18 protein-coding genes and 1 riboswitch are annotated in these 14,967 nt (G+C 34.9%); all 18 genes read right to left on the bottom strand.

All coding sequences use genetic code 11. The annotated features are described in order from the left end of the window. Nucleotides 1-113 precede the first annotated feature (113 nt). Entirely contained in the window at nucleotides 114-1,436 is a 1,323-nt protein-coding gene (locus J2Z80_RS09250; protein WP_280953183.1) for an ammonium transporter, read from the bottom strand. A 268-nt stretch (nucleotides 1,437-1,704) separates the two neighbouring features. Then, nucleotides 1,705-2,811 (bottom strand): glycerol dehydrogenase, encoded by a 1,107-nt coding sequence (locus J2Z80_RS09255; RefSeq protein ID WP_209454138.1) that lies wholly within the window; start codon nucleotides 2,809-2,811, stop codon nucleotides 1,705-1,707. A gap of 340 nt (nucleotides 2,812-3,151) precedes the next feature. Further along, nucleotides 3,152-3,982 carry an energy-coupling factor ABC transporter ATP-binding protein gene (locus tag J2Z80_RS09260; RefSeq protein ID WP_209454139.1) on the bottom strand — a complete coding sequence of 277 codons (831 nt, stop codon included), beginning with the start codon at nucleotides 3,980-3,982 and terminating at the stop codon, nucleotides 3,152-3,154. A gap of 3 nt (nucleotides 3,983-3,985) precedes the next feature. Next, nucleotides 3,986-4,753, bottom strand: a complete 768-nt coding sequence (cbiQ, locus tag J2Z80_RS09265) for a cobalt ECF transporter T component CbiQ (RefSeq protein ID WP_209454140.1) — start codon at nucleotides 4,751-4,753, stop codon at nucleotides 3,986-3,988. Next, nucleotides 4,740-5,033, bottom strand: a complete 294-nt coding sequence (locus J2Z80_RS09270; RefSeq protein WP_209454141.1) for an energy-coupling factor ABC transporter substrate-binding protein — start codon at nucleotides 5,031-5,033, stop codon at nucleotides 4,740-4,742. Before J2Z80_RS09270 ends, cbiQ begins: the two co-directional genes overlap by 14 nt. Then, entirely contained in the window at nucleotides 5,030-5,773 is a 744-nt protein-coding gene (locus tag J2Z80_RS09275; RefSeq protein WP_432422714.1) for an energy-coupling factor ABC transporter permease, read from the bottom strand. Before J2Z80_RS09275 ends, J2Z80_RS09270 begins: the two co-directional genes overlap by 4 nt. A 122-nt stretch (nucleotides 5,774-5,895) precedes the next feature. After that, nucleotides 5,896-6,107, bottom strand: a riboswitch (cobalamin riboswitch). A gap of 127 nt (nucleotides 6,108-6,234) precedes the next feature. Next, a complete protein-coding gene (gene cobK / locus J2Z80_RS09280) occupies nucleotides 6,235-6,987 on the bottom strand; it encodes a precorrin-6A reductase (RefSeq protein ID WP_209454142.1) in 753 nt (250 codons plus the stop codon). Continuing rightward, a complete protein-coding gene (gene cobJ, locus J2Z80_RS09285; RefSeq protein ID WP_209454143.1) occupies nucleotides 6,984-7,715 on the bottom strand; it encodes a precorrin-3B C(17)-methyltransferase in 732 nt (243 codons plus the stop codon). The genes cobK and cobJ overlap by 4 nt, the downstream gene beginning before the upstream one ends. Next, on the bottom strand, nucleotides 7,702-8,742 hold the full coding sequence (gene cbiG, locus J2Z80_RS09290) for a cobalt-precorrin 5A hydrolase (protein WP_209454144.1): 1,041 nt from the start codon (nucleotides 8,740-8,742) through the stop codon (nucleotides 7,702-7,704). The genes cobJ and cbiG overlap by 14 nt, the downstream gene beginning before the upstream one ends. Next, the gene (gene cobM / locus J2Z80_RS09295; protein ID WP_209454145.1) at nucleotides 8,739-9,494 is read right to left on the bottom strand and encodes a precorrin-4 C(11)-methyltransferase; all 756 of its coding nucleotides are present in this window, start codon (nucleotides 9,492-9,494) and stop codon (nucleotides 8,739-8,741) included. Before cobM ends, cbiG begins: the two co-directional genes overlap by 4 nt. A gap of 2 nt (nucleotides 9,495-9,496) precedes the next feature. Beyond that, nucleotides 9,497-10,171: a precorrin-2 C(20)-methyltransferase gene (cobI, locus tag J2Z80_RS09300; RefSeq protein WP_132776408.1), complete on the bottom strand. Its 675-nt coding sequence runs from the start codon at nucleotides 10,169-10,171 to the stop codon at nucleotides 9,497-9,499. A gap of 1 nt (nucleotide 10,172) precedes the next feature. Then, nucleotides 10,173-10,745, bottom strand: a complete 573-nt coding sequence (cbiT, locus tag J2Z80_RS09305; protein WP_132776426.1) for a precorrin-6Y C5,15-methyltransferase (decarboxylating) subunit CbiT — start codon at nucleotides 10,743-10,745, stop codon at nucleotides 10,173-10,175. Further along, entirely contained in the window at nucleotides 10,742-11,353 is a 612-nt protein-coding gene (gene cbiE, locus J2Z80_RS09310; RefSeq protein WP_132776406.1) for a precorrin-6y C5,15-methyltransferase (decarboxylating) subunit CbiE, read from the bottom strand. Before cbiE ends, cbiT begins: the two co-directional genes overlap by 4 nt. Next, entirely contained in the window at nucleotides 11,347-12,447 is a 1,101-nt protein-coding gene (gene cbiD / locus J2Z80_RS09315; RefSeq protein ID WP_209454146.1) for a cobalt-precorrin-5B (C(1))-methyltransferase CbiD, read from the bottom strand. Before cbiD ends, cbiE begins: the two co-directional genes overlap by 7 nt. 10 nt (nucleotides 12,448-12,457) lie before the next feature. Then, nucleotides 12,458-13,081 (bottom strand): precorrin-8X methylmutase, encoded by a 624-nt coding sequence (locus J2Z80_RS09320; RefSeq protein WP_209454147.1) that lies wholly within the window; start codon nucleotides 13,079-13,081, stop codon nucleotides 12,458-12,460. Between the two features lie 21 nt (nucleotides 13,082-13,102). Next, nucleotides 13,103-13,468: a sirohydrochlorin chelatase gene (locus J2Z80_RS09325; protein WP_209454148.1), complete on the bottom strand. Its 366-nt coding sequence runs from the start codon at nucleotides 13,466-13,468 to the stop codon at nucleotides 13,103-13,105. A 71-nt stretch (nucleotides 13,469-13,539) separates the two neighbouring features. Next, nucleotides 13,540-14,247 (bottom strand): arginase, encoded by a 708-nt coding sequence (locus J2Z80_RS09330; protein WP_209454191.1) that lies wholly within the window; start codon nucleotides 14,245-14,247, stop codon nucleotides 13,540-13,542. A 69-nt stretch (nucleotides 14,248-14,316) separates the two neighbouring features. Continuing rightward, entirely contained in the window at nucleotides 14,317-14,847 is a 531-nt protein-coding gene (locus tag J2Z80_RS09335) for a folate family ECF transporter S component (protein ID WP_209454149.1), read from the bottom strand. Between the last annotated feature and the right edge of the window lie 120 nt (nucleotides 14,848-14,967).

The following is a 14,967-nucleotide window of genomic DNA, read 5'->3' on the forward strand; positions in this document are numbered from 1 at the left end:
TATCGAAATCAAATTTATTCTTACAAAAACAGGTAAAATCCAAGCAGAGTTGTTATTAGTAGCTTAAAAAATGTCACTTATGACACTCAAATCAATATATTAAAGCTTTTGACTTATTGGTTAAAGTCAATCGCTTTAAACCCAAGATTATACGCTTCTTCGCCATGTTCTACTATATCAAGTCCTAATTCCTCTTCTTCTTTAGTCACTCTAAGCTCCATAAATATGCTTATTGCTTTAAGTATGATGAATGACATCACCCCTGCAAAGATATACGTTGCAGCAACGCTTAAAAATTGAATCAACAATTGATTTGGATTGCCGTAAAATAAGCCATTTGCACCTGCAGGATTTATAGCCTTAGTTGCAAATAGTCCTGTCGCCAGTGCACCCCATGTACCTCCAACACCGTGTATTCCAAATGCGTCAAGTGAATCATCATATCCAAACTTATGCTTAATGTAATTGACAGATATAAAGCATATTATACCTGATATAACACCTATTACAATTGCTGAAACGGCTGTAACATATCCTGACGCTGGTGTAATTGCAACAAGTCCTGCTACAGCACCGCTTACAGCACCTAGTAGTGTCGGCTTACCGCTTACTTTCCATTCAGTTAATACCCATCCTATGGATGCAGCAGCGGCAGCCGTATTTGTCACAACAAATGCATTAACTGCAATGCCATTTACAGATAAAGCACTTCCTGCATTAAATCCAAACCAACCAAACCACAAGAATGCTGCTCCCATCAAAACCATCGGCATGTGATGCGGTACCATCTTTGCATTCTTTCTCTTACCAAGAATTAAAGCTGCTACAAGACCTGATACGCCAGAACTTATGTGAACAACTGTACCGCCTGCAAAGTCCAATGCACCTAAATTTTTAAGCCATCCGCCATTTCCCCATACCCAATGTGCAAGTGGATCATATACTAACGTCGTCCAAAGTAGTGTAAATACTATAAATGCTGAAAACCTCATTCTTTCTGCAAATGCACCAGTTATCAAAGCAGGTGTTATTATGGCAAACATCAATTGATATACCATAAACGCTAGAAGTGGTATCGTAGATGAATAAGTGCCATCAGGTCCAAGACCGATGTTATTAAGTCCTGCCCAATGTAAATTGCCTATCAAGTGGTATGTATCACCACTGAATGATAATGAAAATCCAAATAATACCCATTGTACAGAAATAAGTGCAATAATAGTGAAACTTTGCATCATTATGCTTATCACATTTTTTCCATTAACCATGCCACCATAGAAAAATGCCAACCCTGGTGTCATAATCATGACTAAAGCTGCTGAAAATAATATAAACGCCGTATCGCCTGTATCAATCTTTCCTGTAGCAGCAAAAGCCATATTTGGTATCAACATTGATAGTACAATAATTGTTGGAATAAGTATTTTTTTTGTCATATAGTCTCCTCCTTAAAATAATAACAAAAGAAGGCGCTCTAATACATAGGTATCCCTATGAATTAGAGCGCCTTTGCTCTGTCGTTTTAAAGCAACAATATTTATTTAAATTATATTATACTATGATTTTTAGATATGTCAATATAAAATTTTTGTATTTAATCGGGCCTTAGAAAAAGCAAATTCCAAAATATATCTTAAATGAATGGCATCTTAAAAAATCATAATGTGATTAATAGCTGATCCAATTATTAGCACTTATAGATCTTTATTTAGAACTTTTATTTTTGTACATTTTTCCTATTGCATCAGCAGAAAGTATAGCAGCATAAACATCTGCAGCAACAACTTTAAATGGCATATTGTGAATAGTTTCATCAGGCCCACAGGAAGCTTCTGCAACTTTTTTAATCTTTTCATAATTTATTTCTTTAATTCCAATATCTTCTAACGTAACAGGGAGTCCAACACTCATGCAAAACTCTACTACTTCCTCAATCTCCTCTAAAGGACTATTTTCAAGCACCAACTGTACTAATGTTCCAAAAGCTACTTTTTCACCGTGATATAATTGGTGACACTCTTCAATAACAGTAAATCCATTGTGTATGGCATGAGCAGCAGCAAGTCCACCGCTTTCAAAACCTATTCCACTTAAATATGTATTAGCTTCTACTATGTTCTCAACAGCTTTTGTGACAGTTTTATTTTCAACAGCAAGTTTTGCCTTTAATCCATCTTCAAGTAAAGTATCATAGCAAAGTTTGGCTAGTGCCATTGCAGCTTTTGTAGATTTTGCTCCAGCCATCGTAGATGCGTTAGAACGCAAACATGCTCTTGCTTCAAAATAAGTAGCTAGAGCGTCACCCATTCCAGCAACAAGAAGTCTTGCAGGGGCACTAGCTATAATTTCAGTATCTACAAGCACTAAATCAGGATTTTTAGGAAGCAAAAGATACTTACTAAAGATTCCCTCACTTGTGTAAATTACAGATAATGCACTACAAGGGGCATCTGTTGAAGCTATAGTAGGAACTATAACTACCGGAATATTTTCATAATAAGCAACTGCTTTTACAGTATCAAATATTTTTCCACCGCCAATACCAACTATGACATCAGACTTTGTTTTCTTAACAAAATTTCTAAGTCTTTCGATTTCTTCTTCAGAGCATTCTCCGCCAAATGATTCAAAACAAAGCGAAATCTCTGTGTTTGAGAAGCTTTCTTCAATTATAGATTTTGTTCTGATAATACCATTACTACTAGCAATAACAAGAAAATTTTTCCCTAAAGATTTTGTATGTTCGCTAATTCTTCTAAGTTCTCCATTGCCTTGTACATATTTAGCAGGACCTATTATAGCTTTTGTCACCGTTAACAACTCCTTAAATTTAAATATGTTATATAAAATTTGTTAAATATATAACATATTATATACATAAAATTTACATGAGTCAATATAATTGGGAAATTTAGTCTAATAAATTTAGGAAAAGTTACAGTGCAAAATTTTTATTTTAGTTTTGCTTGTATTAAAAACTTTGTTATGATATGAAACTTAAATTTTACATGTCTAAAGAAGACTTTGTAACATACACAAGTTCATTTAATTCTTTACTAACATTTGTTCGAACTAATTGTAAATTTTGGGCTATTTCCTCTGTACTCAACCTTTTTGAACTTAGCAAATACTGTCAAAACTTCAGCAGCTTTTATTTTATGTATTTCTTTAATTCTTCTATATTTTTTGGTATACTATTTTCATCTATGATTCCCTTTTCTTTTAAAATTTCATATATTTCCAGAAGCATAGGCTTTCTCAAATCCCTCCAATCGAGTTCTTTTACGTTAGTAAAAATAACTTCAGGTTCGCCTTTTGCAACAACTTTTCCATTCTTCATGACATATATATAGTCAGCCCATGAATAAGCAAAATCCACATCATGAGTTGATAAAATGATCGTCTTCCCCTCTTCAATCAATTTGTCAAACACACTCATAATCTCCTGTACATGATTAGGGTCTAAATAAACCGTTGGCTCATCAAGTATTATAACTTCAGGTTCCATAACTATGATATCAGCTATTGAGACACTTTTTTTCTGCCCATAGCTTAAAAAATGGGTGGGCTTGTCTTTCACATCAATAATTTTCATTTGTTTCATGACTTTTTCCACTTTTTCTTTTACTACATTTTCTGGAATATCTAAATTCATGGGACCGAAAGAAATCTCTTGGTACACACTGGCAGAAAAAAGCTGTATATCAGGATTTTGAAAAACAATACCCACATTCTTCCTGAGTTTTGTAAGTTCAGTACGATTGTATTTTATTTCTTCCCTGTTATACAATATTTTCCCTGATTTAGGTTTTAAAATTCCATTGAAGTGCAAAAACAATGTTGTTTTACCTGCACCGTTTGGTCCCAAAACTGCTGTCTTTTTACCCTTCTCTATCAACATATTTACGCCATCTAAAGCTTTTGTACCATCGCTGTATTCAAAAGTAACTTCTAACGCTTCTAATATAAATTGATCTTTCATAGTTCACCTTCTTAAAAGTATTGATGTGCTTATTAAAACTAGTTCTATCAAAACAATAAATATTAAATTTCTATAACAAAATCTGTAATCTTTACTGATGACTTTTAATTCCCCATTATAACACCTTGCTTCTAAAGCCACATATAAATCCTGAGAATCTTTGTAAGACTTAATAAAAAGAGAAGATATTAAAAGTCCTAAAGACCTGTAGCTATTTTCTAATGTAGCATATCCTAATCTTGAATTCTGAGATGTATAAACTTCCCCAGCGGCATCAAATAAAACAAATATCAGTCTGTAGGTTAGCTGAAGTAATTCCAAAAATAATGAAGGAATTTTTAATTTCTTTAAGATATCTATAATATCAACTACAGGAGTAGTGAGTACGAGAAAATATAAACAAGATACTACTGCCAAAGTTCTAAAAAACAAAGTAACAGCAGTACTAATGCCTTTCGGAGTAATTCCTAAAGTTACCTCAAAAATATCAAGACTTATTAATGCAGCACTTTTATCACCTATAACATTGATGATAATTGTTAGTACACTTATCATCAAAAAAGAAAATGGAATTAACATAAGTTTTATGTACACTTTTCCTGGAATTTTTGCTTTTAACACAGTTATCATAAACATCAAAATAATTACTGCAATGTTTGTATATATATCAAATACAAAGCACAAAATCATTGTTAAAAAGGCAAATAAAAGTTTTTCAACAGGATGTACGTTGTACATCCTGTTTGTATAAGAATAATTATCTATTAACATTTTTTCTCCCCTTCGCAAGACCTATATAATATCCTAAAAATCCTGCGCCTATTGCCGCTTGACACGCAAACAGAAGGCTCTCAATTTCTCCACTTGGTGGCTCCCAAACTGGTTTCAACCATGGTTTGTAATTTTTGTCTACCTGAGTGATAGCCTCTGTCGCCCTGTCATCTGCCCCAGCAAACTCAGCATTTTTAATTGTAACAAGAGGAAACACTATTAGCGAAATAACCAGCAACCCTAATATCAAATTTATCATTAAAAACTTTTTATCCCTCATACTAGCTTACCTTCTTTCTCTAAAACATTAAGCTCAATTAGTTCTTCTTTACTATAGGCAATTAGCAAATTGATTACGAGTACAGTTAAAAGGCCCTCACTTATCGCCAAAGGTACCTGAGTCACTGCAAAGATCCCCATGAATTTTAAGAATGAGGCTGTAAATCCTCCTACTTCAGCCGGAAAAGCAATAGCAAGTTGGAAGGAAGTCGTCACATATGTAAGTAAATCCCCAATTGAGGCAGCTAGAAATACTGCAAGCCAATTTGGACCACCTGCCTTTTTTACTCCTTTAAATATATAATATGAGACAATTGGTCCTACTATTGCCATAGAAAATGTATTGGCACCCAAAGTTGTTATGCCACCATGAGCCAAAAGTAACGCCTGAAACAAAAGCACTATAAGTCCTAAAACGCTCATAGCAAAAGGTCCAAAGAGTATAGCTCCAAGTCCTACACCAGTTGGATGCGAACAACTTCCTGTAACAGAAGGAATTTTAAGTGCTGAAAGCACAAAAGCAAAAGCACCTGCAAAACCCAAAAGCATTTTAAGTTTTGGATTTTTCTTTACACTTTTGCTTATCGTCATAAATCCCACAACTACAAAAGGCAAAGAAGCTATATCCCATATTATGCACCATTTAAGAGGAAGAAAACCTTCCATTATGTGCATTGAATATGCAATTTGCGGTGCTATCAAAAGCAATGTAAATACTGTTAACAACATCCATTTTTTCACATTAAACACCTCTTTTTATAAAATTTAAGCAAAATAAAACCTCTTAACTTACCAATGGCGTTAAGAGGTTAAAAAACACATGAATATCCTGTTATAACACCTCCTCTATCGACCGTAGAGTAAGTTTGACACAAATACAGGCAGGTCTCCTGACTTAGGTTCATCGCTCTTTACGCCTTCCCACCCGGCACTCATCAACTTCCGCTGAGAGACTAAGCAGTGGCACAATGTAAAGAACTCACCATCACAGTGGCGGGACCGTGCAGGATTTTCACCTGCTTCCCTTTTAACCCAATTTGATTACAAATTGGGCACCTGTATTCGCCTGTTATCAAATTTTATTCTTAAATAAAGTATATCATTTTATAAATATGTTATCAATAAAAATTGAAAATGCTTTCAGTTCCAAAATTTTATGAGTTCATTCGGTTGACATTGTATGGACTGATATGCTTTTATCCTTATTGCTGACTTGTAATTTTCGTCACATCTTTCATAAGACTGTCAACATCTGTTATCACAACAGGATAATTTACATCAGGCCTTTTTATTAAAATTACAGGAATTCCTAGCATTTCAGCAGCTTCAAATTTTTCTAATATTCCTCCCACAACGCCACTTTCTTTTGTCACGATCACTTCTGCCTTTCTCTCTTTAAACATTTGATAATTTAGTTCGCTGCTGAAAGGACCTTCCATTGCTATTATGTCCTTTGGTGTTAGCCCTAAATCTTCACATTTTTTTAGGACATTGCTTAAAGGAAGTACTCTTGCCGTTACCTTTTTCCCCATTACCCAGAGGAACTTAAATTTTTCGAGATTTTTACTGCCTACAGTCAAAAAAATATTGTGATATTCTTTACATTTCTCAGCTGCCTCCTCAAAACCTTCAGCCACGATGGCATTGTCATAATAAATGCTTTTCCTTTCATACCTTATATACCTAATACCAGTTTTGTTACAGGCATTTATAGCATTTACGCTTACATCTTTTGCAAAAGGATGAGTCGCATCAATTATAATATCTATGTTATTTTTATAAATAAATTCAATGAGAGTCAATTCATCCAGTGGGCCTTTGTGGACTTTTATTCCCTCACTAAAAAGGCTTGCACCATAATCTGTCACTGTACTTGCTATAACCTCAATCCCTTTAAGCTTTAATTGCTCCGTAATCTCCCTTCCGTCTTTTGTACCTGACAAAACCAGTATCATAAAATATATCCCCTCGGCGTTATCATTTTGCCTTTTTTTACAAAAGTGCTTTCGTTACCTATTATTACAATTGTCCTCATATCAATTTCATAATTTGCCATTTCTTTTAAAGTGGTGATTATCACTTGTTGTCCCTCTCTTGAAGCATTTTTTACTATTCCAACAGGGATATCCTCTCTTTTGTATTTCATAATAATTTTCTGAGCTTTTATAAGATTTTCCGGTCTTTCTTTGCTTTTAGGGTTGTAAAGGACAATTACAAAGTCAGCCTGTGATGAAAGTTCCAGCCTTTTTTCTATCACCTGCCAAGATATCAAATGGTCTGAAAGGCTTATAACTGCAAAATCCTGCATTACAGGTGCCCCCAGTATAGCAGCCGCAGCATTTAGAGCAGTTACTCCTGGTATTACTTCTATTTTTAAATCTATGTTTTCTTTGTGGACAACCTCATACATAAGCCCTGCCATACCATATATGCCTGCATCACCACTTGACACAATGCACACATTTTTGCCTTGCAAAGCTAATTCAACAGCTTTTTTAGCCCTGTCAATTTCTTTTCTCATCCCTAATGAAATTACCTCTTTGTCCTCAATTAAAGATTTAATAAGGTTTATATAAGTAGTATATCCTATGACTACATCACATTCTTTCAAGGAAGTGTATGCTTTAAAAGTCATGTCATTTATATCCCCAGGACCTACTCCTACGACTTTAATCCATCCCATGCCAATCCTTCTTTCTAAATTTATACACAGCTAGCGTTATCCCATTCTTTTTAAGATATGCTATCTCTTCTCCAGCGTTGCTGGCCAAATAAGCAGAGGGTCTTGCAACACTTCCAACCCCTACTGTATGAAACACAAAATCTGAAATAGGAAATTTGTTTTCTATTTTTCTCAGCTCTTCTTTTGTATAAAAAACAAGAGGAATTTTCAAAAATTCTGCCAACTGAAGCATCCCTTTTTCTTCTTTTTTTATATCTATAGTAGCAATTGACTCGATGCTTTTTAATCTCAAATTTAGATTTTCAAAAGTTTCCCTTATAAAAGTAAGCAAATCCTCAAAAGCTATTCCTCTTTTGCATCCTAAGCCAATAACTACATTTTTAGGTCTTAATATGACATAAGGTTTTTCTGTCGGTTTTTTTATTTCCTTGTCAGTTATGTAAACAAAGGCATCAACTTTACTGTGAACATCGTTTTTTATGTAATCTTTTAATAACGGTATTTTTTCTACATCTTCATCAAGAATAAAACGTACATTTTCTCCATTTACAAAGGCTGCACTGACTTTTTTTAAATCTTCTATATTTTCAAGATAGTAACCATAATCTTTCGCAATCACATCTAAAGATATGACGCCCTCTACATCTGTTGCAGTTGTTATAACAGGCTGTGCTCCAATCGCAGAAGCAACCTTTAAGGCAAGTCTATTTGCACCACCTGCATGGCCTGATAAAAGGCTTATGGCAAATTTCCCTTTTTCGTCTACTACCACAACAGCAGGGTCAGTAAATTTATCCTTCATCACTCCTGCAATTGTTCTTACCACAATCCCTGTAGCCATTACGAAGACCAATCCTTGGTATTTGGTAAATATTTCATGGACAAAGTCTACAAAATTTCCTTTTATTGCGTAGTCTTCAGGGGTTGTGAATTTTTCTTTTACATACACATCTCCTTTTAACTTTTGGCCAATCTCATTTGCCAACCTCGATGCATTTTTTGTGAGAGCAATTATCGCTATTCTCATAAATCTTCCTTCTTCCTGAAGCTATGAGAAAATTCTTTATCATAAAGCTTTGAATAGGTTTTTATATCTTTTAAAAAATCTCCTACAAGTATCATAGCAGTTTTATTTATTCCCTTTGATTTGACCTTTTGTGAAATGTCGTTAAGGGTACCTTTAACAATCAGTTGATCTTCCCAAGTAGCTTTATAGACAACTGCAACAGGTGTATTCTCTTGGTAACCTTTTTTCAACTCTGAGACAACTCTGTCAATTTCCTGAACACTCAGAAATATCGCCATAGTAGCTCCATGACGCGATAAATCTTTTAGTTCCTGCTCTTTAGGCACTTCTGTCCTTCCACCTATTCGTGTTATAATCACTGTCTGGGTTATTTCAGGAATTGTCAATTCTTTTTTTAAGACTGATGCTGCTGCCAAAAAAGAACTAACACCGGGAATTATTTCATAATCTATATTTTCTTTTTCTAGCCTTACAATTTGTTCATGTATGGCACCGTAAATAGCAGGATCTCCTGTATGTATTCTTGCTACATCTTTTCCATCCTTATGAGATTTTACGATAAGCCCAATTATTTCATCAAGATTCATTGTAGCACTATCGTAAACTTCGGCCTTTGGCTTTGCGTATTTCAATATCTCTTTATTGACAAGTGACCCTGCGTATATGACAACATCACAAGCCTGTATTATTTTCATACCTTTTAATGTTATAAGTTCAGGATCTCCTGGTCCTGCACCAATAAAATAAACCACAGCTACTTCACCTTCTTTGCAATAATCAAAGACAAATAGTCTATCTTTTTTCCTATGTATTTATCAAGATCGTAAGATATTTCTTCATCTTGATGGCCGCACTTTATTACAAGATATCCTTTGAAGTTTTTTTCTTTTAGAAGATTTACTATTTCCTCGTATCTTCTCGAAATTTTCATCAATACCACGTTATCAAACATATCAAGTGCTTTTGAAATTTCTAATATATCTCCTGATGGAACAACTGCAAAAGTTTCATTTCCCTCTGCAATTGGAATATTTAATCTTGAAGCAGCTGCGCTATATGAGCTAATTCCAGGGATGGTCTCTGCCTCATAACCTTCAATTCTCTTTAGAATGTATATGTAAGTGCTATAAATCATGGGGTCTCCTATTGTTATAAAAGCTACATCTTTCCCATCATCAAGAAATGTTTTGATTTTTTTAACATTTTCCTCCCATTTTGCTTTAAGATCTTCTTTTGAGTATGTCATTGGAAATTCTATAAATACTACATCACATTTTATATAAGGCTTTACAATTTCATAAGCAATACTTCCTTCTCCTTTGCTTGAAGGAGCTACCACCACATCTACTTTTTGGAGTATTTTTACAGCTTTCAAAGTAATGAAGCTTTCTTCCCCCGGTCCCACTCCTATACCGTATAATTTCGCCATTCTATCCCTCTCTTTTCACTGTTATAATGTAGACAGGATTTTGCGATATCATCATCGTCTTATTTCCCGCTTCTTTTGACACCGAAACATTGACACATATTGTTTGGACCGTAAACAATCTTTGTTTAAAATAATGATGAGCAGAATACGCGGTATCAAGTGTAATCCCGTTTACTACAACTACCCCATCCTCCTTTAATTTAGTTGTGACAATGTCAAATATTTGATACATTTTATCCCCTGTTCCCCCAATGAATACCCTGTCAGGTGAAGGCAAATCTAAAAGGGCATCAGGAGCCAAACCGCCCACAACAACAACATTTTCTACGTTAAATTTCTTAATGTTTTCGTTTATAAGTCTTACACCTTCTTCCTCTTTTTCAATAGAATAAACAACGCCTTTTTTCGATATTAATGCAGCCTCAACGGACACAGAGCCTGTACCAGCGCCAATATCCCATACTACACTGTCTTCTTTAAGCCTCAGTTTAGATATTGACAAAACTCGTATTTCTTCCTTTGTCATTGGAACATTGCCTCTTACAAAATATTCATCAGGAATTCCAGGTGTCATATATTGCCACATGTTATCACCACTACATTTAAATCAAATTTTTTATTGCAGTTTAAAAGTTCTTCTACTGTAAAAGAGTAAATCCTCTCCGTATCATAAGACAGATTTTCACCAACGTGTATTTTCCTGTCTTGCAAATTTTCTTCTTTCAACATAGCTGCAACAAATTGCGGCGTATGCGTATCATCAGTAAAAATAGCGACTTTTTTATTCTCTTTTACTTTTTTTACCAAATCTTCAGTACGACCATGTAAGCTTACAACCGCCAAGTCATTCATTGTTATTTTAAGTTTTGCACACATATACTGTATTGAGCTTATGCCTGGAATTATTTCTAATTGCTTTTTGTCCACATATTTTAAAATCACTTCCGCTATGCCATACAAAGAAGGTTCTCCTGATGCTAAAATAACAATATTGCCTTCTTTGTTGAGTATACTATGATAATCTGTTGAAGCGTTTATCATAATCTTTTCGCAATCAATATCTTTAAATTCTTCAAGATGACGCCGGCCTCCCACCAGTACATCTGCCTCTTTTATTCTTTCAAGTGCATAAGTGGTAATGAATTTTTTGTTTCCCGGACCTATCCCTACAATTGTCACCATTCTACTTTATCACCTGCTTTTGCAATAATGCCTCTTTTCAATGAAATGAGATGTACTTCGATATTTAATTTATCGTAAACATACTGCTTACATTTCATGTAGACCCTGTCTGCTATAAACTGACTAAAGTCTTTTATATTGATTCCCGCCTTTTCAATTATATCAAGGGCTTCCTCCGTTGTATTTGAATCCAGAACTTTGTCAACAGTCTCTTTATCTGCACCAAAATGGGCTACATAGGCCGCCATTATTTCTGCCCTCGCATCTGCAACATGGCTGTGGGTATTAAATATTCCTGCTGCTACTTTTACGAGTTTCCCTATGTGCCCTGCCAATACCGCACGTGTAAAACCGTACTCTACTGCCTTTTCCAACATAAATCCCAAAAAATTACCATAAGATATGATGAGTCTTTCTCCCACACCTTCTTTTAAAGCATATTCTTTGCCATAATTTCCTGGAGCAAAAACTACCTTTTTGTATCCTTCAGCAGAAAGGATAGAAAGTTCTAACTCAAGAGAAGATTTTAAAGCTTCCTCCGACATAGGCTCTACAATCCCTGTAGTACCAAGTATTGATATACCGCCTACAATTCCAAGCCTTGGGTTGAAGGTCTTTAAAGCCACCCTTTCACCACCTGGTACACTTATGGTAATTTTTACACCTTTCCCTTCCGGCAGTACTTTTTTGACTTCATTTAAAATCATTGACATTGGAACAGGATTAATAGCGGATTTCCCAGGGCTTACGGGAAGTCCCGGTTTTGTGACTACTCCAACTCCTTCGCCTCCATAGACATCTATCCCTTCTCCTTCTTTTACCTCAGCCTTCGAATAAATTATAAGACCGTGAGTAGCATCCGGGTCATCCCCTCCGTCTTTTCTTATACCGCACTTTACCCAGCCTTCTCCTGAAGTTATATCCAAAACCTCCAGCTTAAGCCGCCATCCCTTTGGAGTATCTATCTCTACAGTATCTAGTTTCCCACCTGTAAAAAGCATGTAAGTAGAAGCCTTCGATGCAGCGGCTGCACAAGATCCTGTAGTATAGCCATACCTTAATTTTTTTCCTCTCTTTACAGCGTAGTTCTCCATAAGCACCACTCTATCTTTCTATCATGTAAAGAAGGGCATTAACTATCGCTGCTGCTACTGTGCTTCCTCCTTTTTTCCCTTCTGTTATGATGTAAGGAATATCAAGCTTTTTTACCTCTTCCTTCGCCTCTTCAGCTCCCACAAAGCCAACAGGAACACCTATTATAAGGGAAGGCTTTGCTTTTCCTTCTCGCACAAGCTCTATGAGTCTAAATAAAGCTGTGGGGGCATTTCCAATAGCAAAGATTTTATTGCTTTCGTCTTTTGCCGCTATTTCCATAGCTGCCATTGATCTTGTAATGCCACACTTCTTTGAAATTTCTTTAGCTTCAGGAAGATTAATGTAACTTTTTACTTTTGAACCTATCTTCTCTAATACCTTTTTATTTATTCCTGCTTCCGCCATCTTTGTATCACTAACAATATTAAATCCTTCCTTTAGTACCTTTAAACCGTCTTCTATCGCTCCTTTTGAGATTTTAAGTATATTGGCAAATTCAAAATCTGCTGTTGCGTGAATCACCCTTTTTACTATTAAAAGCTCCTTTTTATCGAATTTAGACTCATCTATGTTTTTGCCTATTATTTCAAAACTCTTTTTTTCAATTTCCCACGGATCTTTTATGTAATTCATAAATTATCTCTCCAATAAACTTTATTTTACTTCCTCTGTCCTTTCCAAAATTATATCCACGATTCTGTCGTCATAGCCAATTGGCCTTCCAAATTTTATAGAAAGACCGGGATACTTCTTTCTCTCCTCTTCAAAAACCACCGGTATATCCTCTTTTATATGTATTCCTTCGAATAAAAATAGTGGCACAGCAACGATATCATAAATACCTTCTTTTACAAACTCTTTAATAGAAGTAGGGATGTCAGGAGTGTCAAATTCCATAAATCCTGCCTTCACATCCTTATATTTATCTAAGCTCTTTATTCTATCTACCACCTTGATTACAACTTTTTTTGTCTCCTTAACGCGGCTCCCATGAGCTATGACTAACAACCCTTTCTCCATTTTATCTCTCCTCTTTCTACTACAAGCGTTAAAGCTCAAGCTTTTTTCTAGGTATTCACTTGGCTACTTTTTTATGCAAAATTAAGATAAAAAATTTGGTCTGAAAGTGAAAGTTTCTTAATATCCCAGTCTCTCCTATAAAGTTTAATCACCCTATAAGGCAAATTGAGATTTTTTATGAATTTCTCAAACTTGTTGTCAAGCCACGGTGGTGTCCATGCCCCCGATCTACAAATATGTACAGCTACCGTGTATATACCTTCAGGTAATACATCTATATCCCTGTAATATCGAATTGAAAAAAGTTTATTAAAATCTTTAAAGTCCTCAGGCTTTTCAAAAGTATGAGGACTATATATTATGTGAGCCTTTTTTATCTTACCTTCATTTAACAGCTTCCCCAGCCAGTTAGCACAGTTTAACTCAAAATTAACCGAGCTCATTCCTGCATAGCCCAAATCAGCGTGTGTATCAAAAGAATATACTTCTTCACATTCATTAGCTCTGGCGATGTAATATGATAGCATATGAGATTCAGACACAAATACTTTGATATTTCTTATAAAATCAAAGTGTTCTTTTATTTTGACCCAAAAATCTTCCAATATCGAAGTTGTATCTACTGACTTTTCCAGATCCTCACCTTCTAAAACACTTTTTATGTACCTCTTATACCATATCGCCTCTATGTTTTTTTGGTTTTCAACATAAGAACCTAGCCACTCTCTTTTCAAAGGTATGAAGTAATCCCAATCTATGCTTAAAAGGCTGTGAACCATATTCACCACCTATTAACCTCTAAAATACCGCCTTTATTTAAAATAATCTAAAAATTGGATTTGATTTTATTAGTGGGCTTTAAAATAAACCACATTTATTCTTTTTAGCAGTATTTGCGTAAATAAAGCATATATTGGCACATTGATAAGTTCTCCTATAACTTTTGGAGGTAAAGTAGTTACTAAAGGTATTTTAAATAACAATTGAAGAAAATAAGGCACGAGTATTACTGATGAAATGAACTGACCTACCCCAATCGCTATCATTAATTGCCATAGAGAAGGAATTGTAGCTTTTACCGGCTTCAAAATCAAAGGAGGAATAATACCTGTGAGAGCTGCTGTCATTGTAAAATGTGGCATATATGGTCCTAAAGGATTAATGTAATATCCAACTATATCACCTACAGCACCTACTATTCCTCCTGCTGTAGGTCCAAACATTATTCCTGCAAGAATTACCGGTAATGCGCCAAAGCCAATTCTTATACTTTCAATGCCGCCAATAGCTATTTTAATGCTAGCTATTCTACTTAAAACTATGTTTAGGCTAATCAACAATGCTAGAAAAACCAGTTCTCGCACATGTATTTTTTTCATTAAACAAGCCTCCCTACATATTATGATAGGCTATAATGAAACTACTACACAATTAGAAAAAGACTACTACAATAGTACCATAAAGTCTATACATCATCAATACTCCCAAATCAAGTTTTA

This window comes from Thermoanaerobacterium butyriciformans, assembly GCF_017874545.1.
Classification (GTDB): Bacteria; Bacillota; Thermoanaerobacteria; order Thermoanaerobacterales; family Thermoanaerobacteraceae; genus Thermoanaerobacterium; species Thermoanaerobacterium butyriciformans.